The organism is Ruegeria sp. HKCCD7255, assembly GCF_013031565.1.
Taxonomy (GTDB): domain Bacteria; phylum Pseudomonadota; class Alphaproteobacteria; order Rhodobacterales; family Rhodobacteraceae; genus Ruegeria.
Window position 1 is genome coordinate 288,062 of record NZ_WQAG01000003.1, and the last position, 20,333, is coordinate 308,394.

A 20,333-nucleotide genomic window follows, 5' to 3' on the forward strand; every position below is an offset into this window, starting at 1 on the left:
AATAGCAGGAAAAGAACCGCCTAAACGGATTGCAAACAGCGAGGATCGCAGGATGGGCTGGAAGACACTGGATGACATGGACCTGAACGGCAAGCGCGTTTTGGTGCGTGTCGACATCAATGTACCGGTTTCAGACGGTGTTGTGACCGACGACACCCGCATTCAGCGCATTGTGCCGACGGTTCAAGATATTCTGGCCGCTGGCGGTATGCCGATCCTTCTGGCTCATTTCGGGCGCCCCAAGGGCGAACGCGTGCCCGAGATGTCGCTTAAACAGCTGGTGCCCGCGCTTCAGACGGCCTTTGGCACGCCCGTTGTCTTTGCCGAGGATTGCGTAGGGCCCGCAGCAGAACAGGCGGCAGAGGTGCTGCAACCCGGTCAGGTCCTGTTGCTGGAAAACACGCGCTATCACGCGGCAGAAACCAAAAACGACGCCGATCTGGCCGCGGGTATAGCCAAGCTGGGCGATGTCTATTGCAATGACGCCTTTTCCGCCGCCCACCGCGCCCATAGCTCGACCGAGGCCATTGCCCGCCTGCTGCCCGCCTGTGCGGGCCGTCTGATGCAGGCCGAGCTGCAAGCGCTTGAAGGTGCATTGGGCGCTCCCAAACGCCCCGTGACGGCGGTTGTGGGTGGCGCCAAGGTTTCAACTAAGCTGGAGCTGTTGGGCAATCTGATCGAGAAGGTCGATTATCTGGTCATCGGCGGTGGGATGGCCAACACCTTTCTGGTGGCGCAAGGCATCAATGTTGGCAAATCTCTTGCCGAAACCGCGATGAAAGACACAGCGGCCGATATCCTTGCCAAAGCGCGAAGCGCGGGTTGTCAGATCATCCTGCCGAGCGACGTGGTGGTCGCCACTGCATTCGAGGCAAATGCGCCGCATCAGGTGCTGCCCGCCGATCAATGCCCCGAAGACAGCATGATCCTGGATGCAGGCCCTGACAGCGTGGCCGCCATTACCGAGGTGTTTGCCAAAAGCCAGACCCTGATCTGGAACGGCCCCCTGGGCGCGTTCGAGCTGACGCCGTTTGATGCCGCCACCAATGCGGCCGCGTTGAAAGCCGCTGAACTGAGCCGTTCGGGTCAATTGATCTCGGTCGCGGGCGGTGGTGACACTGTCGCTGCGCTGAACGCCTCGGGCGCGGCTGCGGATTTCACCTATATCTCGACGGCTGGCGGTGCGTTCCTGGAGTGGATGGAAGGTAAAACCCTGCCCGGCGTCGCGGCGTTGAACCAGTAAAACAGAGCTTGCACAAAGCGCCCGTCAGCGGCGCTTTGCCAATCTCGTTTTTGGTCCCTGTTTTTGTAGCACAGGGGATTCACAAGCCGAATCACCTGTGACATAGTGTTTCCAGATGTCCGCTAAGGGCACATGTTCGAGGCAGTTTCTATTCGGTGGTTTCCCTAGTGACCCGTTCTCATCGCCCCGGTTTGGGTGCAGTCCTGTTCTTCTCGGTCGCCTTCATGTTGGGCGCTTATTTCACCTTTGCCGCCGTGCAAGGTGACTATGGTCTGTTCCGCCGTGTCGAGATCGCTGCCGAACGGGACGCGCTGTCGCGGGATCTAACGCAGTTGAACGCCGAAATCGCGAAGATGGAAAACCTGACCCTACGCCTGTCAGATACCTACCTGGATCTGGATCTGCTGGATCAGCAGGCGCGGTCCATTCTGGGCCTGATCCGCGCGGATGAGATCGTTATTCAATAGTTCCATCCACCTTGTAAGACCTCATGGCATAGCGCGTCAGAGCGCATTAATTTCGCGTGAATGACCATGCGTCACATTTACCCTCGCCAGCACGCGCCAAATGCTTTATGAAATAGTTTAACGCTAAACTATCTTGCCGAGAGGGGGAGATCGCCACTATGGCTGCGCGAAAAACCACAAAGAAACCAAATGTTTCTGCGGAAGAACTCACGACATATTACCGCGAGATGCTGCTGATCCGGCGATTCGAGGAAAAGGCGGGCCAGCTCTATGGCATGGGCCTGATCGGTGGTTTCTGTCACCTGTATATCGGTCAGGAAGCAGTTGTTGTCGGGCTTGAAGCCGCGGCCAAAGAAGGTGACAAGCGGATCACCTCCTATCGCGACCACGGCCATATGCTGGCCTGCGGCATGGATCCGGGTGGCGTGATGGCCGAACTGACCGGGCGCGAGGGCGGCTTGTCCAAGGGCAAGGGCGGCTCGATGCACATGTTCTCGAAAGAGAAGCACTTCTATGGTGGTCATGGCATTGTTGGCGCGCAGGTGCCGTTGGGGGCCGGTCTGGCCTTTGCCGACAAGTACAAGGAAAACGGCGGTGTGACCTTCACCTATTTCGGGGATGGTGCCGCCAACCAGGGACAGGTCTATGAGACCTTCAACATGGCCGCGATCTGGGATCTGCCGGTGGTGTTCGTGATCGAGAACAACCAATACGCCATGGGCACATCGCAGGCACGCTCGACCTCGACCAAAGACATTTACCTGCGCGGTGAAGCATTCGGCATCCCCGGCGAGATTGTCGATGGTATGGATGTGCTGGCGGTCAAGGCTGCGGGCGAAAAGGCCGTTGCTCACTGCCGCGCGGGCAAGGGCCCCTATATCCTTGAGGTCAAGACCTACCGTTATCGCGGCCACTCGATGTCGGACCCGGCCAAGTACCGCACCCGCGAAGAGGTTCAGAAGGTCCGCGAACAAAGCGACCCGATCGAACATGTGCGCGAGATGCTTCTAACTGGCAAACACGCGACCGAAGAGGATCTGAAGGCGATCGACAAAGAGATCAAAGAGATCGTCAATCAGGCCGCCGAATTCTCAAAAGAAAGCCCCGAGCCTTCGGTCGAAGAGCTCTGGACAGACATTTACGCCTGAGAGGACGATTAAGACATGGCAACCGAAATTCTCATGCCCGCCCTTTCGCCCACGATGGAAGAGGGCACGCTGGCCAAGTGGCTGGTCAAGGAAGGCGACACTGTATCCTCGGGCGACATCATGGCCGAGATCGAAACCGACAAGGCGACGATGGAGTTCGAAGCCGTTGATGAAGGCATCATCGGCAAGATCCTGATCGCGGAAGGCAGCGAAGGGGTCAAGGTCAACACCCCCATCGCGATCCTGGTCGAGGAAGGCGAAGACGCCTCCGCCCTGCCCGCTGCGGCACCCGCCGCCGCAGCAGAGACCGAAGCCGCCTCAGCGGCGGTTGAGGCCCCTGCTCCCGCCGCTGCTGCCCCCGCCGCACCGGTTGTGGACTTGTCGCCCGATTGGCCCGCCGATGCCGAGATGAACTCCGAAACCGTCCGCGAGGCCCTGCGCGACGCTATGGCCGAGGAAATGCGCAGCGACGAAGACGTCTATCTGATGGGCGAAGAGGTCGCCGAATATCAAGGCGCCTACAAGATCAGCCAGGGCCTGCTGGATGAATTCGGCCCCAAGCGCGTGATCGATACGCCGATCACCGAGCATGGTTTTGCGGGTATCGCTGTGGGCTCGGCCTTTGGTGGCCTGAAACCGATTGTCGAGTTCATGACCTTCAACTTCGCTATGCAGGCGATTGACCAGATCATCAATTCTGCCGCCAAGACGCTCTATATGTCTGGCGGTCAGATGGGATGCCCCATCGTGTTCCGGGGCCCCAACGGCGCCGCCGCCCGCGTGGCAGCACAGCACAGCCAGGACTATGCCGCTTGGTATATGCAGATCCCCGGCCTGAAAGTTGTCATGCCCTATTCGGCAGCCGACGCCAAAGGCCTGCTGAAATCCGCAATTCGTGATCCGAACCCGGTGGTTTTCCTGGAGAACGAAATCCTCTACGGCCGGTCCTTCGACATGCCGCAAGTGGATGATCTGACCATCCCGCTGGGAAAGGCCCGCATTTGGCGCGAAGGCTCGGATGTGACGATCGTCAGCTTTGGCATCGGCATGCAATACGCGCTTGAGGCCGCCGACAAGCTGGCCGAAGACGGCATCAGCGCCGAGGTGATCGACCTGCGCACCATCCGCCCGATGGATACCGGCGCGATCATCAATTCGGTGATGAAAACCAACCGCCTGGTGACCGTCGAAGAAGGCTGGCCGCAAGGCTCAGTCGGCAGCTATATCAGCTCGGTGGTGATGCAAGAGGCGTTCGACTATCTCGACGCCCCGGTCATCAACTGCACCGGCAAGGACGTTCCGATGCCTTATGCCGCAAACCTCGAAAAACTGGCCCTGATCACCACCGACGAAGTGATTGCAGCCGTGAAACAAGTGACCTACCGGTAAGGAGCGTGACAGATGCCCACTGAAATTCTGATGCCCGCCCTTTCGCCGACGATGGAAGAAGGCACGCTTGCCAAATGGCTGGTCAAGGAAGGCGATACCGTCTCGTCCGGTGACCTGCTGGCCGAGATCGAAACCGACAAGGCGACGATGGAATTCGAAGCCGTGGATGAAGGCACCATCGGCAAGATCCTGATCCCCGAAGGCTCGGAAGGCGTCAAGGTCAACACGGCCATCGCTGTTCTGTTGGAAGACGGCGAAAGCGCTGATGACATCGCAGCCGCACCAGCCGCAGCACCAGCGGCTGCCCCCGCAGCCGCCGCGGGTAACGAGGCCGCCCCTGTGGCGTCCGAGGCACCGGCAGCCCCAGCCCCGGCGGCGCCGGTCAAAGCCGACGGTGGCCGTATCTTTGCCTCGCCCCTGGCCCGTCGAATCGCAGCGCAAAAGGGTCTCGACCTGGCGCAGATCACCGGCTCAGGCCCGCATGGCCGCATTGTCAAAGCCGATGTGGAAAGCGCCACGGCGGCGCCAGCCGCTGCGGCGCCCGCACCCGCTGCTGCGGCTCCGGCCCCGGCGACTGCGCCCACAGGCCCCTCAGCCGATATGGTTTCGCGCATGTACGAGGGTCGCGAATACGAGGAAATCCAGCTGGACGGCATGCGCAAAACCATTGCCGCACGTCTGGGCGAGGCCAAGCAGACCATCCCGCATTTCTACCTGCGCCGTGACATCAAACTGGACGCGCTGCTCAAGTTCCGCAGCCAGTTGAACAAGCAGCTGGAAGGACGCGGCGTCAAGCTGAGCGTCAACGATTTCATCATCAAAGCCGTTGCCAACGCTTTGCAACAGGTTCCGGCCTGTAATGCGGTTTGGGCAGGCGACCGGGTGCTGCAACTGAAACCCTCGGACGTGGCCGTGGCCGTCGCCATCGAAGGCGGGCTGTTCACACCGGTGTTGCAGGATGCCGATATGAAGTCACTCTCGGCGCTTTCGACGGAGATGAAAGACCTCGCCGCCCGCGCTCGCGAACGCAAACTGGCCCCGCACGAATATCAGGGCGGCACCTTTGCGATCTCGAACCTGGGCATGTTCGGCATCGACAATTTCGACGCCATCGTGAACCCACCCCATGCCGGTATTCTTGCCGTGGGCACCGGGGTCAAGAAACCGGTGGTCGGCGATGATGGAGAGCTGACCGTGGCCACCGTCATGTCGGTCACCATGTCGGTCGACCACCGCGTCATCGACGGCGCGCTGGGAGCCGAGTTGCTCAAGGCCATTGTCGAGAACCTGGAAAACCCGATGGTGATGTTGGCGTAATCCCATCAAACCACGTACAAAAAAGGCCGCCTCAACCCACGAGGCGGCCTTTTTACGTTTCTCAAGTCCGACTTATTGGTCCTTGCCCAACATATGATCCATCGAAATTGACGGCTGATCACAGCCCGCCTCTCCGACGATCTTTGCAGGGATCCCCGCCACTGTTTTGCACGGCGGCACTTCTTGCAGAACAACAGATCCGGCGGCGATACGGCTGCAATGGCCAACTTCGATATTGCCCAGCACCTTGGCGCCGGCCCCGATCAATACGCCGTCGCCGATCTTGGGATGGCGTTGTTCTTCTTCTTTTCCGGTTCCGCCCAAGGTCACGGAATGCAGCATCGAGACATTGTCACCCACCACCGCGGTCTCACCGATGACAATGGAGTGGGCGTGATCGATCATGATACCTTTGCCAATTTTAGCAGCGGGGTGAATGTCGATCCCAAAGATCTCAGACGAACGCATCTGGAAGAAATAGGCCAGATCATGACGGCCCTTGCGCCACAGCCAATGAGCCACGCGATAGGCCTGCATGGCCTGGTAGCCTTTGAAATAAAGAACTGGCTGCAACAGGCGATGACAGGCCGGGTCGCGTTCGTAGACGGCCATAAGGTCGGCCCGCGCAGCTTCGACCAGCGCCGGTTCGTCCGCATAGGCTTCATCCACGATTTCGCGCAGAACCATCATCGACATCTCGTTCGAGCTCAGTTTGGCTGAGACACGATACGACAGCGCGCGTTCAAGGCTGCGGTGGTGAAGGATACAGGCATGCACCAAGCCGCCCATGAGCGGTTCTTTATCGACCGCAGCCTGAGCTTCTTCAGTGATTCTGGTCCAGACCGGGTCAACAGTGGTGACGTGACTGCGCTTTTCCAACATGGCTTATGTCCTTTTGCTGCGCCTAGAATGCCATTTAGTGGTAAAATTACCAAACGCAAACCCGTGATCGACAGGGCAACAAAAATGAATGATGCCGATATTCAGCATTTCAAAGGCCGAATTCGGACCCTGTTGGCAGAAATCCGGGCCCAGACAGAAGGCACAAACGACGCTCGGTCGGTTGTGGAGCTGGATCAACAGGCTGTTGGGCGTCTCAGTCGGATGGACGCGCTGCAAAACCAGGCGATGGCGCAGGCACAGCAAAGCCGCCGCGATCTGGAAACCCTCAGACTACAGGCCGCGCTTGCGCGAATTGCAGAAGGAGAGTTTGGATATTGCGAAGATTGCGGTGAAGACATCGCGCGTGGGCGGTTGGATCTGGACCCCGCCGCCAGCAAATGCATCAGCTGCGCCGCAGGTTAGCGTGAAACCGAATGAGATGCCGCAAGACCATCTCGAAGCAAGCGCAGTAACTAAGATTGTCAAATCCCGGCTCGTCCGCAAGGTGGCGACCACGTGCCGCCGCCATCAATGAGCCGTTTCCAAAGACTGGATGCAGACGCCCCGTTTGGGCCACGTGCTGGTCCGCAGCTTCGGCTTCGGCGATCATACGCCCGCACAGTCGCTCTCGATCTGTGGCGGGCACGGCCAAAAGGGCCCGTGCCGCCGCGCTGACATCTCCGTGAAGAACGGGGCGCATGATCAGACCTACCCAACCACCAGGGCCGCAAAGGGACCCGGCCCATAAGTGGCAGACACCTGCGCCACACGGAATTCATAGGGTCCGACGACGCCGTCAGCCGCTTTCTTCGCCGGGGTATAGCTCCAGCGCGGTGTTTGAGAGACTTCTTCGCGTATGACAATGCCACTGACAACAACTCGGATCAGATAGCTCTCGGTCTCTTCTGCCAAAGGCACATCCAACCCGTCCCAGTCGTCCCCGTCGATACGGGTCCGGCGTATCCAGGTGAATCTGTCCTCGACCGCTGAACCTGTGCGTTTCAGATGCACAGGCCGATATGGGCGCAAGCCATTGCCTTCGAAGGTTTCGATCAGATGCACATAAGACGGGTCATCATTGCCGCGCGTGGCCGGGCCGATCCGGTAGTGCTTGGTCAGCCGTCGCTCACCGCGTGTCAGCCCGGTTTGATAGACACGGCTGTCCAGCAACACGAAATATGAACCCGCTGGCCAGACATCCGGCATCAGCGCATCGGTGCCCAACTGTCCACGCAACCGGGTCGACAGGTTGTATGGGCCGACATCTTGCAAGTCAGCCTCGGCAAACTGGAACACTTCCCAATTGCCAGGTGTGCCATCTCCGATTGCGGCCAGATTGGCCCCGTTCAACAGGCTCGACCTCGGTTGTGTGTCCAGAACTCCGTCGATCAGGTTGACCCGCAAAGGCGCGGACTGATCCCAGACCCCAGGGCTTGCGCGCCACAGGGGTGTTTCGGTAAAGCCGATCACTGCCTGACCCGCGATGATCTCGCTAAGGGCATAGTTCTCGTCCTGCGCCGCTGAATAGACCGCGACATTGCCGGGCCATGGATTGGCCGACACCGCCAGATACGGCGCGTGTGGCGCTTCACCGCCGGTGATCAGCGGCAGATCCAAAAACACCGGCAAGACCGGAACCGGCGCGGTAAAGGGCCGTTCGGCCACCACATCATCGGCGATCTCGGCGGGAGAATAATTGCCGGGTTCGATCCGCACCAGATCGGCCAATTGCATCTCGGCCTGCTCCAGCCTGTCTATCCGGTACAGCGTGCCATCTTGACGATCCGGCAGTTTGACCACATCGCCCGCCCCCAGATGCAGCATCGATGGCGGCAGCGCGAACCGCACCGTCTCGCGCGAGACACGGGACTCGCTCAGCCAGCGCTCGACCGTCTGCCGCCCTTCCCCTCGGGTCAGGGACAGAGGCATCTCGTTCACCGAAACCGCATGGGTTGCGTCGTCAGGCAACACAGCCTCTTCAGCGACCACATCATGGTTGGCATCCGATTGCACAAATCGCAGCCGCACCCGGCCGCTCATCTCGGCCTCAGCCTCGCGGCGATGTTCGATGGTGCCGTCAATATTGGACGAGATGGCCAGAAGATCAGGATCCAAACCAACCGGAGACAATACGTTGCGCATGCGGAACATCAAAAGGCCGTCGCGCTCTATCGCGTCGAACCCATAGCTCAGCATCAGCGGTTGCAAGGCCTGCCGCGCGTTCATCACATCATGCATCGCCTACCCGCGCACCACGCCATAAAGACCCGATACATCGATATGGGTCACACCGGCACTGTGACAGATCTCGGTCACCACCGAGGCCAGCGTGCGTGCACCCGACCGCCCGTTCAGCCAATGGCCGCGTGCATAGTTCGCCCCATCCGACCAAAGCGAACGGCGGTTTGGAAAGCTGGGATAGGGCCGCGCGTCCCATGCACAGACATAGGCGTTGGACATATCAATCATGGGCGCGCCATAGCGCGATGAAACCGGGTTGTTGGCCGGATCCCCCCAATACCTCAGCACCGCCTCAAGGTAACGTGCCTGGATGAAATCGTCCCTCAAGCCATTGGAATACTTGGGCAGTTTTGGTTCCGACGATTTAGGGTCCAAAAATTTGTTCGGTTGGTTGGTGCCTTTGTCAATTGCCGCGCAGCCAAGCTCATCCAACCAGGCCGCATCGAACTGAGGACCCCTAAGCCCCTCGGGATCATGGGCCGAAAAGGCCTGCGCTTCGGCCCCATTAGGCCAGATCAGTTTGCGCTCCGACGCCTTCCAAGTCGGTCACCGATCCGGCGGTGAGCACTGCAATATCCCGCTATCGCCAAAGATCATTACATCGCGCACCTGATCGAACGTCTCGCCCACCAAAGCCACCCGACAGGCCGCACCCTTGTCCAAAGGCTTGGACCCTTCGACCATCGACCGCACCCATTCGGAACCGGCCCTTGTCTTCGCTGCGCTACGCCCACCCATGATCACCCAATACCGCCAGCCGCCTTCAGACGGCAATTGATGCGGCAGCGCCCAGAACTCAAACAGGAAAGGGAGGGCACACAGCCCCCCCTCCCCGATCTCACTCAGAAATCTGTCTTGCACCGCAGCAGGCGCGGAGGCGAGCCAACCTGCACCCGATCTCAGATCGTGCCCGATCAAGGTCGAGCGCGTACCCCCCTTGGGCAATTCCGGCTTGTCTGTGATGTTGTTCGACAAAGCTTGTCTCCACTTTCTGACAGGTTCGGATCAGCCCCTCTAGCTGACCGAGTTGCCTGGCTGAACCAGCAAGATCTGCATCCTCCCCGGCTCCGATTTGCCTGCGCAGTTCTTCCGCTGCCTGGCGCAAACCGCGAATGGACGCCTCAAGCGACTGCAACAAGTCTGCCGTCTGAGAAATCCGCTCTTCCGGGGTAATCAAAGTCATGTTTTGCTTGTGACCTCATGCGTGAGTTTTTCCGCACGAGAGAAACGAGAAACGGCCACCGGGTTTCCCCGGGGCCGTTGCCCACTTCTTCTAGCATGACATAAGGGATACAAAATTAAGTTCGCAATGTCAATGTGTTACGCAACACCCCTGCAACACTCAGCGCGCGCCGTGTTTACGATTGGCCCCTCAACTGCGAACCACCTCCAACAGGGCTGCGCTCACGATCAAAGTGGCTCCAATCAACTCGCGCAGTCCAAACGGCTCACCCGAGAACAAAGCAGCCGAAATCAAGCCAACAACCACCTCGCTCATCAGCAGCAGCCCAACGCGTGCTGGTGTCAGTAAGGTCGCAGGCCAAATGGTCAGAAAAATCATCGGCAATGTATAAAGCGCCGAAAGCAAGGCGACAGGGCCGACCTGAAGCACCGCTTCACCAAGCGCTCTTTCAAGCCCCGCCCCAAATGGCAGGCTGCACAGCGACAAAATCAAGGCACCCAGAATAAAGGCAAAGACCTGTCCCCGTACCGAAATACCCGAGGCACGATACAGTCCAAGCGTTCCAAAGGCCCATGTCATGCCCGAGATCAGCGCCAGCCAATCTCCGGTATTCCGAGGCCAGGGCAGCCCCTGTTCACCTCCCAAGATGATGAACATTCCGCCCAGACCGCAGACAAGCCCCAAAAGCCGCAAAGGCCCCGGTCGCTCGCCTAACACCACCATGCCCAGAATCGTTCCCCAGACCGGAGTGAGATAAAACAGCAGGATGGCGCGGACGACATCCGTATAAACCAGACTGATGGTGAACAGGCTGAAGGCGGCGCCTGTAAACATGCCGCTAAAGATCAGACTGCGCCAAGCGCGCTGCAACGACCTGCGTTCCCGCCACAAAAACGGCAACAGAACCAAAATGGCCGAGCTATACATGACGATGCCCGGCCATGCGCCGCTCAGCCCTTGACTCACGAAGTATCGGACCGGGATCCAATAGAGTCCCCACATCATTCCCCCGATGACAAGGGCAATGCTGGCGGTTCTCAAATCCGCCCTGTCAAAAGCTCTGAGCATACACAGCCATCCCGCGAATCCTTCTGTCCGGTATCCGGCAAAGGCCCGCCCTTCGCAAGCGTCGCGCATATTGAGTGCTTGACTTTCAACCCTTCAGGGCGCATGTGCCACCAAACAGCGCTGCAGCGTGAGCACACAGGCCGAAAAGCCAGCCAGCGCCCGATCAACCCCATAGTTCCCCATCACGCAGGGTTCTTGACGCGACGACCAGGCTAAGCAGGAACCGCCTGCTTGTCCCAAGGTCTCGTACACCCCTGTCGGTCGCGGACGCGGCCCATCACGATTTGCCCGTGGCCTGATGCCTTGGGCAGCAGAAGGATAGTTTTTTGTTCGATTTCGATATGCTGGGCCTTGCGCCCGCACTAAATGACGCGCTGAAACGCGCAAACCTTACACAACCGACACCGATCCAGAACCAGGCGATCCCGCTGGCTCTGAATGGACATGACATTCTTGGGCTTGCGCAGACCGGCACTGGCAAAACTCTGGCCTTTGGCCTGCCCCTGATCGACCATTTGCTGGCGCAGCCTGGCAAGCCTGCGCCCAAAACAGCCAAGGCGCTGATCCTCGCGCCCACGCGCGAGTTGGTGAACCAAATCGCCGACAGCCTGCGCGGGCTGACGCAAAAAACCAAACTGCGTGTGGCCACCGTAGTTGGTGGGCAATCCATCAACAAACAGGTGATGTTTCTATCCCGCGGCACGGACATTCTGGTCGCCACACCGGGCCGTCTGATCGACTTGATGGAGCGCGGGGCCGTTGATCTTGGCTCCGTTCGGCATCTGGTGTTGGATGAGGCGGATCAGATGCTCGACATGGGCTTTATCCATGCGCTCCGTCGCATTGCGCCCGCCCTAGGCACACCCCGCCAAACCATGTTGTTCTCGGCCACCATGCCGAAGCAGATGGAAGAGCTCAGCCGTGCCTATCTGGATAACCCGCAGCGGGTGCAAGTGTCGCCCCCGGGCAAAGCGGCCGACAAGATCACGCAGTCCGTCCATTTCGTCTCCAAGCCCGAGAAACCCAGCAAGCTGCGCGAGATCCTGTCTCAGGACCCCGACGCACTGACGCTAGTGTTCTCGCGGACCAAGCATGGGGCCGAAAAGCTAATGAAAGGCCTTGTCGCTGACGGGTTCAACGCTGCCTCGATTCACGGCAACAAAAGCCAGGGGCAGCGGGATCGCGCCATCAAAGCTTTCCGCGCCGGAGAAGTTACCATTCTGGTGGCAACAGACGTCGCCGCCCGCGGCATCGACATCCCTGGTGTGGCCTATGTGATCAACTATGACTTGCCGGAAGTGCCCGACAACTATGTGCACCGCATTGGGCGCACCGCACGCGCAGGTCGCGAGGGTGAGGCGATAGCGTTTTGTGCCGGTGATGAGATCGACAAGCTGATCCAGATCCAAAAGCTGATGAAGATCGAAATTCCTGTGGCCAGCGGAACCATGCCCGAGCGTGAGGAACCAGCGAAACCCGGTCGTCGTCCGGGCAACCGCCGCCGCGGCCCCAAGCAACAGAACAAATCAGGTGCTGCACCATCACAAAGTCAAAGACGCCGCCGCCCCCGGCGCCGTTCAGCAGCATAAACAAAAAAAGGCGGGCCGCAGCCCGCCTTTTTTTCTTCTAAACGTTCCGAGTTACACCCAAACCGCTTTAGTTCCCCGAATTCCGTTCGGCTTCGATCTCGCGCCATTTTGCAACGTTGCGGTTATGCTCTTGCAACGTCTCGGCAAACGCGTGGCCGCCTGTGCCATCCGCCACGAAGAACACGAAATCCGTGTCATCCGGGGCCACAGCGGCTTCAAGGCTCGCCAGACCCGGATTGGCAATCGGGGTCGGCGGCAACCCGTCGATCTGATAGGTATTCCAAGGGGTTGGACGGTTAAGTTCACTACGCCGCAACCCGCGACCCAGCGTTCCTTGACCTTTGGTGACACCATAGATCACAGTAGGGTCTGTCTGCAGACGCATACCTTGGTTCAAACGGTTCACAAACACGCTCGCGACCTGCCCGCGTTCTTCCGGCACGCCGGTTTCCTTTTCGATGATCGAGGCCAGGATCAACATCTCTTCAGGGCTGGTGATCGGCAGATCGTCCTGACGTGCCTCCCAGACCGCGTTGATCCGCAGCTGCTGCTCTTCCATCATGTCCCGCAAAACGTCTGCGCGCGCCGCCCCTGGCGTCACGTCATAGCTGTCGGGGGCCAGCATCCCCTCGGGTGGGATTTCGGCAATGTCGCCACTCAGCGCCCCAAAGCTCTTGAGCGCTTCCACAACCTGCCACGACGTCACACCTTCGGCCAGCGATACACGGTACCGCGTATCCGCATTGTCTCGCTTCTCAGTATAGGCATCAGGGATCTGTTCATCACTTGCGTCAAACGCAGCAATCTCGACGAAATCCAACGTGGCCGGGTCAAGCTCTCGCACGCGGGTCTGAATACGTGTTACACCGATCCGGTACTCGATCTCTGAGCCACAAGTACTGGCACCCGAGCTGGTGATCTCGTCAATGATCTGCTCCATCGACGCGCCTTCGCGCACCAGAAAACTGCCAGCTTTCAACTGCTGGGACTTATCGCTGTAATCGGCGGCCATGCGGAAGATCGTGCCACTGCTGATCGCGCCCTGATCTTCCAGATCACGACTGACACGCGTCATGTTCGAGCCCGGCTGCACCTGCAGGCAAATCGCGGTTTCCAAAGGGCCTTCAGCCCTGTATTGCGATTGCCCCCACAGGACCACACCGCCCATGATGAACAGGCCAACCACAAGGATGGTCAACATGTTCGATGCAAGGGCCCGCCACATTCAGCTGACCTTTCCGAAGATCACGCTGGCATTGGTCCCGCCAAAGCCGAACGAGTTTGAAAGGGCCACGTCGATCTTGCGCTCACGCTTGGTGTTGGGTGCCAGATCGATAGGCGTTTCCACGGCAGGGTTTTCCAAGTTGATTGTCGGCGGCGCAACCTGATCGCGGATCGCGAGGATCGAGAATATGGCCTCAATCGCACCTGCAGCCCCCAGCAAGTGACCTGTTGCTGACTTTGTCGAGGTCATGGTCGCCTCACTGGCGTGATCGCCTAGCAAACGCTCGACCGCACCCAGTTCGATGGTATCGGCCATGGTCGACGTGCCATGCGCGTTGATATAGTCCAGATCCTTCGGCTCCAACCCGGCGCTGCGCAGCGCGGCGCGCATCGAACGTTCGGCGCCGTCACCGTCCTCGGATGGGGCAGTAATGTGATATGCGTCCCCAGACATGCCATAGCCCAGAACTTCGGCGTAAATCTTGGCACCGCGCGCCTTGGCATGCTCATAGTCTTCGAGCACTACGATACCGGCGCCCTCACCCATGACAAAGCCGTCCCGGTCAACGTCATAAGGGCGGCTCGCTTTCTTGGGATCATCGGCATATTTCGTCGAAAGCGCCTTACAGGCGTTGAAACCCGCGATACCGATTTCGCAGATACAGCCCTCGCCGCCACCGGCGATCATGACGTCGGCATCACCCGCCCGGATGATACGGCTTGCGTCTCCAATCGCATGTGCACCCGTCGAACAGGCTGTCACAACCGAGTGGTTCGGCCCCTTGAAGCCGTGGCGGATCGATACCTGTCCCGAAGCCAGGTTGATCAGCGCGCCGGGAATAAAGAAGGGCGACACACGTCGCGGGCCTTTGTCGCGGATCAGGTTCGCAGTGTTTGCGATAGATCCCAGACCACCAATCCCGGAACCGATCAAGACACCGGTGCGCAGCCGCGCCTCTTCATCTTCGGGCAACCAGTTCGCATCCTGACAAGCCATATCGGCTGCAGCGATGGAATAGAGGATAAAATCTTCGATCTTGCGCTGCTCTTTCGGTGGCATCCAATCGTCAGGATTGAACGTGCCATCGGTGCCATCGCCGCGCGGAACTTCACAGGCATAGGTCGTGGTGACGCCGCTTTCAACCGCGTCGAAATGAGTGATCGGACCCGCACCGGATTCACCATCCAGCAGCCGCGACCAGGATTCCTCGACCCCGCTGGCCAAAGGAGTGACCAATCCAAGGCCGGTAACAACGACTCTGCGCATAGATATGCCTCTTGCCTGCTTACTGTTATTAGAACCGCTCATACCCCGGCACGGGGTCCGGGGGCAAGACCATCAGCGTATTCGCATATGCGGTCGCCACGGCAACTTGCCCGGGCGACCGCACTGAAACGCAAGCTGCGCTCGTCGTAACGCTTGGCGCTGACATGCTCAGGTCAGACCGCATGCCTCGGCGAACACCGCAGTCTTACTGGAACTGAGCCACCGGCTCATGCGCCCCCCGGGCGACGCGCAACGCGTCCTCCAATGACAGTTTTTTGCGGAACAATGCGCGCCCCACAATTGCCCCGGAAATGTTCGGAATATAAGCCAGGCGCGAAATGTCATCCGCGCTGCGTACCACGCCGCTGGCAATCACCGGTGTGCGAGACTGCGCCGCCAAACCCGATATCAACCCCAACTGCGCCTCTACGTCTTCCATGTCGCTGTCGATATCTGTCACAAGGATCGCCGCAAAAGGCGTATCCGCAAATGCGTCGATAAAGGCTTCGGCCGTAAACGCGCTCTGGCTGCGCCAGCCTTCGGTCATCACACGACCTTTCCAGACATCCACCGCCAGAACAATCTGGTCTGGATACAGCTTGGCCAATTCCTTCACCAGATTCGGCTCCCATGCCGCCATGGTGCCGATCACGATCCGGCCTGCGCCTTTATCTAGCCAATGCTCAACATGTTCGCGGGTGCGCATTCCTCCGGCCAATTGCACAGGGATCTCGGCCGAGCGAATGATCTCCTCCACCAAAGCGGCGTTGGTATCGCGACCCTCGATTGCGTCAAAATCGGTCAGTTGCATCCACTCGGCACCCGCAGCCGCCCAGCCGCGCACCGTTTCCACCGGATCCACATGCCAGATCAACGCATCTTCCAACCGCCCCTTGTCCAGGGTCACGCACCGACCGTTCTGCAACTCCATCGTGGGGTAGATCATCATGACTCATTTCCTCCGCTGAATCACTCTGGATTTCCACGGTAGCATAGAGTCTCAAAATGGGTTCCGGTTTCACAAGATCGGCAAACCCGGACTGTTTTGCGGCATCGATCAATGTCGCGTCGGTGGACGATCCCGCTTGAGCAAGTGAACATCGGTTCCGCGATACTTGGCCTCGCGCATCAATGTGTAGCCGAGTTTCTGCGCCAGTTTCAGCGACGCTTCGTTCTTGCTGCCTATCAAGGACACCAACGGGCCGGGAATCACGCGATCAAACCAGTCATGCGCGGCCTGCGCCGCTTCAAACCCAAAGCCCTGCCCCTGACCTTCTTGGGCCAAGACCCAGCCAGCCTCAGGGAACGTATCGAAATCTTCACCCAAGTCTCGGTTCCCATAAAAGAAACCCGCCTGACCTATCAGCGTCCGGTTGGCTTGCAGCACAACAGCCCATTGCCCAAACCCTGCCATTTGCCAATGCCCGGCATTGCGCACGAACGATTCCCAGGCTTCGCCACGGGTTTTGGGTTTGCCGCCGATATGGCACACAACCTTGGGGTCGCGCCATATCTCTGCGAACCGGTTAAAGTCCTCAGGTCGCATCGCGCACAGCGTCAACCGTGCGGTGTTGATCATCGGGGTGGATCTTATCATGCCCTTGCCCGCTTATGTTTTCTGCCTCAGACAATACGTTGCGAAGGGTAAACATCTCATGCAAGAGAGAAATTTGTCTGGCCACAAAAAAACGGCGCCTCCGTTGCCCGGAAGCGCCGCTTTTTTCAGAACCGAAGCTCTTAGGAAGCTTCGCTGATGAATTTGACGGCGTCGCCAAAGGTCTGGATGGTTTCAGCCGCGTCATCAGGGATCTCGATGCCGAATTCTTCTTCGAAGGCCATAACCAGCTCAACAGTGTCCAAGCTGTCTGCGCCCAGATCGTCGATGAAGGATGCGTTTTCCGCAACTTTGTCTTCTTCAACACCCAGGTGCTCAACAACGATCTTCTTTACGCGATCTGCGACGTCGCTCATGTCTATTCCTCATTCCATTTCAGGGCGGTTTGCCCGGTTCTGCCCTTGCCCGCGCGGGGTGGCCTTGGTTTGCCCATTCCGGGCGGTTTGGGTCCCGGGTCCCCGGGAAAACAAAGAACCGATCGGAACCGGTCCCTTTTAAGATGCGCCGCCTATAGCACACACAACGCACAAGGCAAACGCTTTCGCGCCTGCCAATTGCAGCGCCTACAACATGGCCATGCCGCCGTTCACATGCAAGGTTGTCCCGGTGACATAACCCGCCTCGGGGCTTGCTAGATACAGAACAGCCGCGGCAATTTCGCCCGGATCGCCCATGCGACCGGCGGGAACTTGCCCCAGAATGCCAGCTTTCTGGTCATCGGTCAGCTTGTCGGTCATGGCGGTGGTGATGAAACCGGGTGCTACCGCATTTGCAGTGATTCCTCGGCTGGCAACCTCATAGGCCAGTGATTTGGTCATGCCCACCATACCCGCCTTGGACGCGGCATAGTTTGCCTGTCCCGGGTTCCCGGTCGCGCCAACCACGGATGAGATGTTGATGATCCGTCCCCAACGGGCTTTCATCATACCGCGCATCACGCCTTTGCACAGCTTCATGGTCGAGGTCAGGTTCACGTTGATCACGCTTTGCCAGTCTTCATCCGACATGCGCATGAACAGGTTGTCCCGCGTGATCCCGGCATTGTTGACCAGAATATCGACCGACCCCATTGCCTCGATCGCCTGTTTCGGAAGCGCGTCCACAGCCTCGGCATCGCTCAGGTTGCACGGCAGCACATGAGCGCGTTCGCCCAACTCGTCAGCCAGCGCCTGCAACGGCTCAACTCGCGTGCCCGACAGACCCACTGTTGCGCCTGCGCCATGCAAAGCGCGCGCGATGTCACCACCGATACCGCCTGACGCGCCAGTGATCAGAGCGTTCTTTCCTGTCAAATCAAACATCTAAAACTTCCTCATTGCGCACCCTGCCGGGTGTCATCCGTGTTATTGACCCGCGCCCAGCGCCGCTTGCACATCATCCGGCGATCCCACAGCCTGACATGCAACCGCCCGGTCGATCTTGCGGATCATCCCCGACAAAGCCTTGCCCGCTCCGATCTCCCAGACGCTGTCGACCCCTTGGGTCACCATGTACTGCACACTTTCGCGCCAGCGGACCGAGCCGGTGACTTGCTCAACCAGTAGCGACCGGATCTGATCCGGGTCGGTGACGGCTTCGGCCCGTACATTTGCCACCAGCGGCACTGCAGGTGCATTGATTTCAACGCCGGCCAAAGCTTCGGCCATCACATCAGCGGCGGGCTGCATCAGCGCGCAATGGAACGGCGCGCTGACGGGCAGCATCACCGCCCGCTTGGCACCTTTTTCCTTGGCGATCACCGCAGCGCGTTCGACAGCGGCCTTCGCACCGGACACAACAACCTGAGTGGGATCGTTGTCATTTGCGGCTTGGCACACCTCACCTTGTGCGGCCTCTTCGGCCACTGCGCGCACCGCGTCCAGATCAAGGCCCAGAACGGCGGCCATCGCGCCCTCACCCACCGGTACGGCAAATTGCATCGCCTGCCCCCGCGTGCGCAGCAGGCGCGCGGTATCCGCGACAGACAATGCGCCCGCAGCAGCCAGCGCTGAGTATTCCCCCAGAGAATGCCCCGCCACAAAAGCGGCATCCGTAATCGACGCGCCTTCGGCCTCCAATGCGCGCATCGCCGCGATCGAGGTCGCCATCAGCGCCGGTTGTGCATTCTGGGTCAGCGTCAGATCAGCAATGTCACCCTCCCAGATCAAGGCGCTCAGCTTTTCGCCCAGGGCCTCATCAACCTCATTGAACACGGCTTGGGCCGCGGGATAAGCCACGGCCAGAGCCTTCCCCATGCCAATGGTCTGGGCGCCCTGCCCCGGGAATACGAACGCGCGTGTCATAGATGCCTCTTGGATGACGTCAGGTTGCCGCGCGGTGTAAACCGACAGGCCGCGCGGCACAAGCATTGCCTGCGCTCTGCATCTGGGCACCGGTTGTGTGCGTTTCTCGCACTTGTGTCCCATGGGCAGCGATTTAGGGTGTAGCGAACTGAATGTCCCGGAGATTTCCCCGATGTCCCTGAGCAATACTTCCTCAAGCTACGGCAGTGTCACCAAGGCCTTTCACTGGCTGACCGCCTTGCTGATCCTGACGGCTTTGCCGCTGGGCTGGATCGCCAACGACCTGGCTCATGTCTTGTTTGATCCAACGGTCACACCGACCGAAGCGCAGATTGCCCGCGCGGCCAATCTGTTTTCGCTGCACAAGACTGTAGGGGTAACGGTTTTCTTTGTCGCCCTGGCCCGCATCCTCTGGGCAGTCACGCAAACCAAACCAGGCCTTCTGAATGCGGATAACAAACCCGAAGCCTTTGCTGCCGAAACGGTTCACTGGCTGCTCTATGGCTCTTTGGTTCTGGTCCCTCTGACCGGATGGATCCACCACGCGGCAAGCGAGGGTTTTGCGCCGATTCTCTGGCCCTTTGGACAGAACCTGCCTTTCGTCCCGAAATCTCTCGGCCTGGCCGAGCTGACAGGTACATTGCACGAGCTTTTGATGTGGGTTCTGGTCGCGTCACTGGGCCTGCATATTGCCGGTGGGCTCAAGCACCATATTGTCGACAAGGACAGCACTCTGCGTCGCATGTTGCCGGGCCGCTCAGACTCACCGCAACCACCGCAACAACATCACAGCCTGGTCCCGGCTGTCGGGGCGATTGCCGTTTGGGTGGTCGTCCTCACTGGTGGCTGGGCGATGGGAGAGTTCTCGCACGGTCGTCACGATAATGGGGATCACGAACACGGAGACGCACAGCTGGCCGAAGTTCAATCCGATTGGCAGGTTCAGGATGGCGCTCTGTCGATTACGATTTCGCAATTGGGCAGCCCGGTCACAGGAGCGTTCTCAGATTGGACGGCTGCGATCACCTTTGACGAGCCTGATGCACCCGGACCCGCCGGGTCGGTCGATGTCACCGTCGCCATCGCTTCGCTTAGTCTGGGCACCGTGACGGATCAGGCCATGGGGGCAGATTTCTTCGATGCGACCCAGTTTCCAACCGCACAGTTCAAAGCGGATCTGTTCAAGACGGAAACAGGTTACGAAGCCCGCGGTCCGCTGACCATACGTGACAAAACCATGGAAATCGTCCTGCCCTTCTCGCTGGACCTTCAGGACAACACAGCAGCCATGAGTGGCGCATTGGAGTTGAACCGGTTGGAGTTTGACGTCGGGACCTCACAGCCCACCGAAGACTCTTTGGGTTTTGTTGTCACCGTTGGGGTCGAGTTGACGGCCACGCGGACTCAATAAGAAAAAA

The 20,333-nt window shown here is 59.3% G+C and carries 19 protein-coding genes and 1 pseudogene; 8 read left to right on the plus strand and 12 right to left on the minus strand.

Annotated elements, in window-relative coordinates:
* Positions 1-52 precede the first annotated feature (52 nt).
* The 5 genes from pgk (at position 53) to GOX45_RS08125 (ending at position 5,564) form a co-directional block, all read left to right on the plus strand.
* Positions 53-1,243, plus strand: coding sequence for a phosphoglycerate kinase (pgk, locus tag GOX45_RS08105; protein WP_171099730.1), 1,191 nt, complete (start codon positions 53-55; stop codon positions 1,241-1,243).
* 167 nt (positions 1,244-1,410) lie between these two features.
* The gene (locus GOX45_RS08110) at positions 1,411-1,710 is read left to right on the plus strand and encodes a septum formation initiator family protein (RefSeq protein ID WP_171099732.1); all 300 of its coding nucleotides are present in this window, start codon (positions 1,411-1,413) and stop codon (positions 1,708-1,710) included.
* Between the two features lie 158 nt (positions 1,711-1,868).
* Positions 1,869-2,858, plus strand: a complete 990-nt coding sequence (gene pdhA / locus GOX45_RS08115) for a pyruvate dehydrogenase (acetyl-transferring) E1 component subunit alpha (RefSeq protein ID WP_171099734.1) — start codon at positions 1,869-1,871, stop codon at positions 2,856-2,858.
* Positions 2,859-2,873: 15 nt separating this feature from the next.
* Entirely contained in the window at positions 2,874-4,247 is a 1,374-nt protein-coding gene (locus GOX45_RS08120) for a pyruvate dehydrogenase complex E1 component subunit beta (protein ID WP_171099736.1), read from the plus strand.
* Positions 4,248-4,259: 12 nt separating this feature from the next.
* Positions 4,260-5,564, plus strand: a complete 1,305-nt coding sequence (locus GOX45_RS08125) for a pyruvate dehydrogenase complex dihydrolipoamide acetyltransferase (protein WP_171099737.1) — start codon at positions 4,260-4,262, stop codon at positions 5,562-5,564.
* A 72-nt stretch (positions 5,565-5,636) separates the two neighbouring features.
* On the opposite strand, the gene cysE is transcribed toward GOX45_RS08125, so the two are convergent.
* Positions 5,637-6,446 (minus strand): serine O-acetyltransferase, encoded by an 810-nt coding sequence (cysE, locus tag GOX45_RS08130; RefSeq protein WP_171099739.1) that lies wholly within the window; start codon positions 6,444-6,446, stop codon positions 5,637-5,639.
* A gap of 84 nt (positions 6,447-6,530) precedes the next feature.
* Between cysE and GOX45_RS08135 the strand changes: the two genes are divergently transcribed.
* Positions 6,531-6,869, plus strand: coding sequence for a TraR/DksA C4-type zinc finger protein (locus GOX45_RS08135; protein ID WP_171100146.1), 339 nt, complete (start codon positions 6,531-6,533; stop codon positions 6,867-6,869).
* On the opposite strand, the gene GOX45_RS08140 is transcribed toward GOX45_RS08135, so the two are convergent.
* The 4 genes and pseudogenes from GOX45_RS08140 to GOX45_RS08155 all read right to left on the minus strand — a co-directional run bounded on the left by GOX45_RS08140 (position 6,850) and on the right by GOX45_RS08155 (position 10,911).
* Positions 6,850-7,146 (minus strand): hypothetical protein, encoded by a 297-nt coding sequence (locus GOX45_RS08140; RefSeq protein WP_171099741.1) that lies wholly within the window; start codon positions 7,144-7,146, stop codon positions 6,850-6,852. The two genes, GOX45_RS08135 and GOX45_RS08140, sit on opposite strands and share 20 nt — an antisense overlap.
* Positions 7,147-7,154: 8 nt before the next feature.
* Positions 7,155-8,684, minus strand: a complete 1,530-nt coding sequence (locus GOX45_RS08145) for a phage tail protein (RefSeq protein WP_171099743.1) — start codon at positions 8,682-8,684, stop codon at positions 7,155-7,157.
* Positions 8,685-8,687: 3 nt separating this feature from the next.
* Positions 8,688-9,590, minus strand: a pseudogene (locus tag GOX45_RS22220) (glycoside hydrolase TIM-barrel-like domain-containing protein).
* Positions 9,591-10,059: 469 nt separating this feature from the next.
* Positions 10,060-10,911: a DMT family transporter gene (locus GOX45_RS08155; RefSeq protein WP_217350302.1), complete on the minus strand. Its 852-nt coding sequence runs from the start codon at positions 10,909-10,911 to the stop codon at positions 10,060-10,062.
* Between the two features lie 353 nt (positions 10,912-11,264).
* Here GOX45_RS08155 and GOX45_RS08160 point away from each other — a divergent pair, with 353 nt between their 5' ends.
* Positions 11,265-12,527 (plus strand): DEAD/DEAH box helicase, encoded by a 1,263-nt coding sequence (locus tag GOX45_RS08160; protein ID WP_171099747.1) that lies wholly within the window; start codon positions 11,265-11,267, stop codon positions 12,525-12,527.
* A 67-nt stretch (positions 12,528-12,594) separates the two neighbouring features.
* On the opposite strand, the gene mltG is transcribed toward GOX45_RS08160, so the two are convergent.
* From mltG to fabD, 7 genes are all read right to left on the minus strand, one after another.
* Positions 12,595-13,752 carry an endolytic transglycosylase MltG gene (mltG, locus tag GOX45_RS08165; protein WP_171099749.1) on the minus strand — a complete coding sequence of 386 codons (1,158 nt, stop codon included), beginning with the start codon at positions 13,750-13,752 and terminating at the stop codon, positions 12,595-12,597.
* Positions 13,753-15,018, minus strand: a complete 1,266-nt coding sequence (fabF, locus tag GOX45_RS08170; protein ID WP_171099751.1) for a beta-ketoacyl-ACP synthase II — start codon at positions 15,016-15,018, stop codon at positions 13,753-13,755.
* A 205-nt stretch (positions 15,019-15,223) separates the two neighbouring features.
* On the minus strand, positions 15,224-15,967 hold the full coding sequence (locus tag GOX45_RS08175) for a HisA/HisF-related TIM barrel protein (protein ID WP_171099753.1): 744 nt from the start codon (positions 15,965-15,967) through the stop codon (positions 15,224-15,226).
* Between the two features lie 108 nt (positions 15,968-16,075).
* Complete coding sequence (locus GOX45_RS08180) at positions 16,076-16,615, minus strand: GNAT family N-acetyltransferase (RefSeq protein ID WP_171099755.1); 540 nt, start codon at positions 16,613-16,615, stop codon at positions 16,076-16,078.
* Positions 16,616-16,755: 140 nt separating this feature from the next.
* Positions 16,756-16,989, minus strand: a complete 234-nt coding sequence (locus tag GOX45_RS08185; RefSeq protein ID WP_008756330.1) for an acyl carrier protein — start codon at positions 16,987-16,989, stop codon at positions 16,756-16,758.
* Positions 16,990-17,196: 207 nt separating this feature from the next.
* Positions 17,197-17,934 carry a 3-oxoacyl-[acyl-carrier-protein] reductase gene (fabG, locus tag GOX45_RS08190; RefSeq protein ID WP_171099756.1) on the minus strand — a complete coding sequence of 246 codons (738 nt, stop codon included), beginning with the start codon at positions 17,932-17,934 and terminating at the stop codon, positions 17,197-17,199.
* A 42-nt stretch (positions 17,935-17,976) separates the two neighbouring features.
* Complete coding sequence (gene fabD, locus GOX45_RS08195) at positions 17,977-18,915, minus strand: ACP S-malonyltransferase (RefSeq protein WP_171099758.1); 939 nt, start codon at positions 18,913-18,915, stop codon at positions 17,977-17,979.
* A gap of 172 nt (positions 18,916-19,087) precedes the next feature.
* Here fabD and GOX45_RS08200 point away from each other — a divergent pair, with 172 nt between their 5' ends.
* Positions 19,088-20,326, plus strand: coding sequence for a cytochrome b/b6 domain-containing protein (locus tag GOX45_RS08200; RefSeq protein ID WP_171099760.1), 1,239 nt, complete (start codon positions 19,088-19,090; stop codon positions 20,324-20,326).
* The last annotated feature ends 7 nt before the right edge of the window (positions 20,327-20,333 follow it).

Excerpts from the sequence above, each read along its gene's own strand:
- pgk (WP_171099730.1), top strand. The coding sequence starts at position 53 with ATGGGCTGGAAGACACTGGATGACATGGACCTGAACGGCAAGCGCGTT.
- pdhA (WP_171099734.1), top strand. The coding sequence starts at position 1,869 with ATGGCTGCGCGAAAAACCACAAAGAAACCAAATGTTTCTGCGGAAGAA.
- GOX45_RS08120 (WP_171099736.1), top strand. The coding sequence starts at position 2,874 with ATGGCAACCGAAATTCTCATGCCCGCCCTTTCGCCCACGATGGAAGAG.
- GOX45_RS08125 (WP_171099737.1), top strand. The coding sequence starts at position 4,260 with ATGCCCACTGAAATTCTGATGCCCGCCCTTTCGCCGACGATGGAAGAA.
- cysE (WP_171099739.1), bottom strand. The coding sequence starts at position 6,446 with ATGTTGGAAAAGCGCAGTCACGTCACCACTGTTGACCCGGTCTGGACC.
- GOX45_RS08135 (WP_171100146.1), top strand. The coding sequence starts at position 6,531 with ATGAATGATGCCGATATTCAGCATTTCAAAGGCCGAATTCGGACCCTG.
- GOX45_RS08140 (WP_171099741.1), bottom strand. The coding sequence starts at position 7,146 with ATGCGCCCCGTTCTTCACGGAGATGTCAGCGCGGCGGCACGGGCCCTT.
- GOX45_RS08145 (WP_171099743.1), bottom strand. The coding sequence starts at position 8,684 with ATGCATGATGTGATGAACGCGCGGCAGGCCTTGCAACCGCTGATGCTG.
- mltG (WP_171099749.1), bottom strand. The coding sequence starts at position 13,752 with ATGTGGCGGGCCCTTGCATCGAACATGTTGACCATCCTTGTGGTTGGC.
- fabF (WP_171099751.1), bottom strand. The coding sequence starts at position 15,018 with ATGCGCAGAGTCGTTGTTACCGGCCTTGGATTGGTCACTCCTTTGGCC.
- GOX45_RS08175 (WP_171099753.1), bottom strand. The coding sequence starts at position 15,967 with ATGATGATCTACCCCACGATGGAGTTGCAGAACGGTCGGTGCGTGACC.
- GOX45_RS08180 (WP_171099755.1), bottom strand. The coding sequence starts at position 16,615 with ATGATAAGATCCACCCCGATGATCAACACCGCACGGTTGACGCTGTGC.
- GOX45_RS08185 (WP_008756330.1), bottom strand. The coding sequence starts at position 16,989 with ATGAGCGACGTCGCAGATCGCGTAAAGAAGATCGTTGTTGAGCACCTG.
- fabG (WP_171099756.1), bottom strand. The coding sequence starts at position 17,934 with ATGTTTGATTTGACAGGAAAGAACGCTCTGATCACTGGCGCGTCAGGC.
- fabD (WP_171099758.1), bottom strand. The coding sequence starts at position 18,915 with ATGACACGCGCGTTCGTATTCCCGGGGCAGGGCGCCCAGACCATTGGC.
- GOX45_RS08200 (WP_171099760.1), top strand. The coding sequence starts at position 19,088 with ATGTCCCTGAGCAATACTTCCTCAAGCTACGGCAGTGTCACCAAGGCC.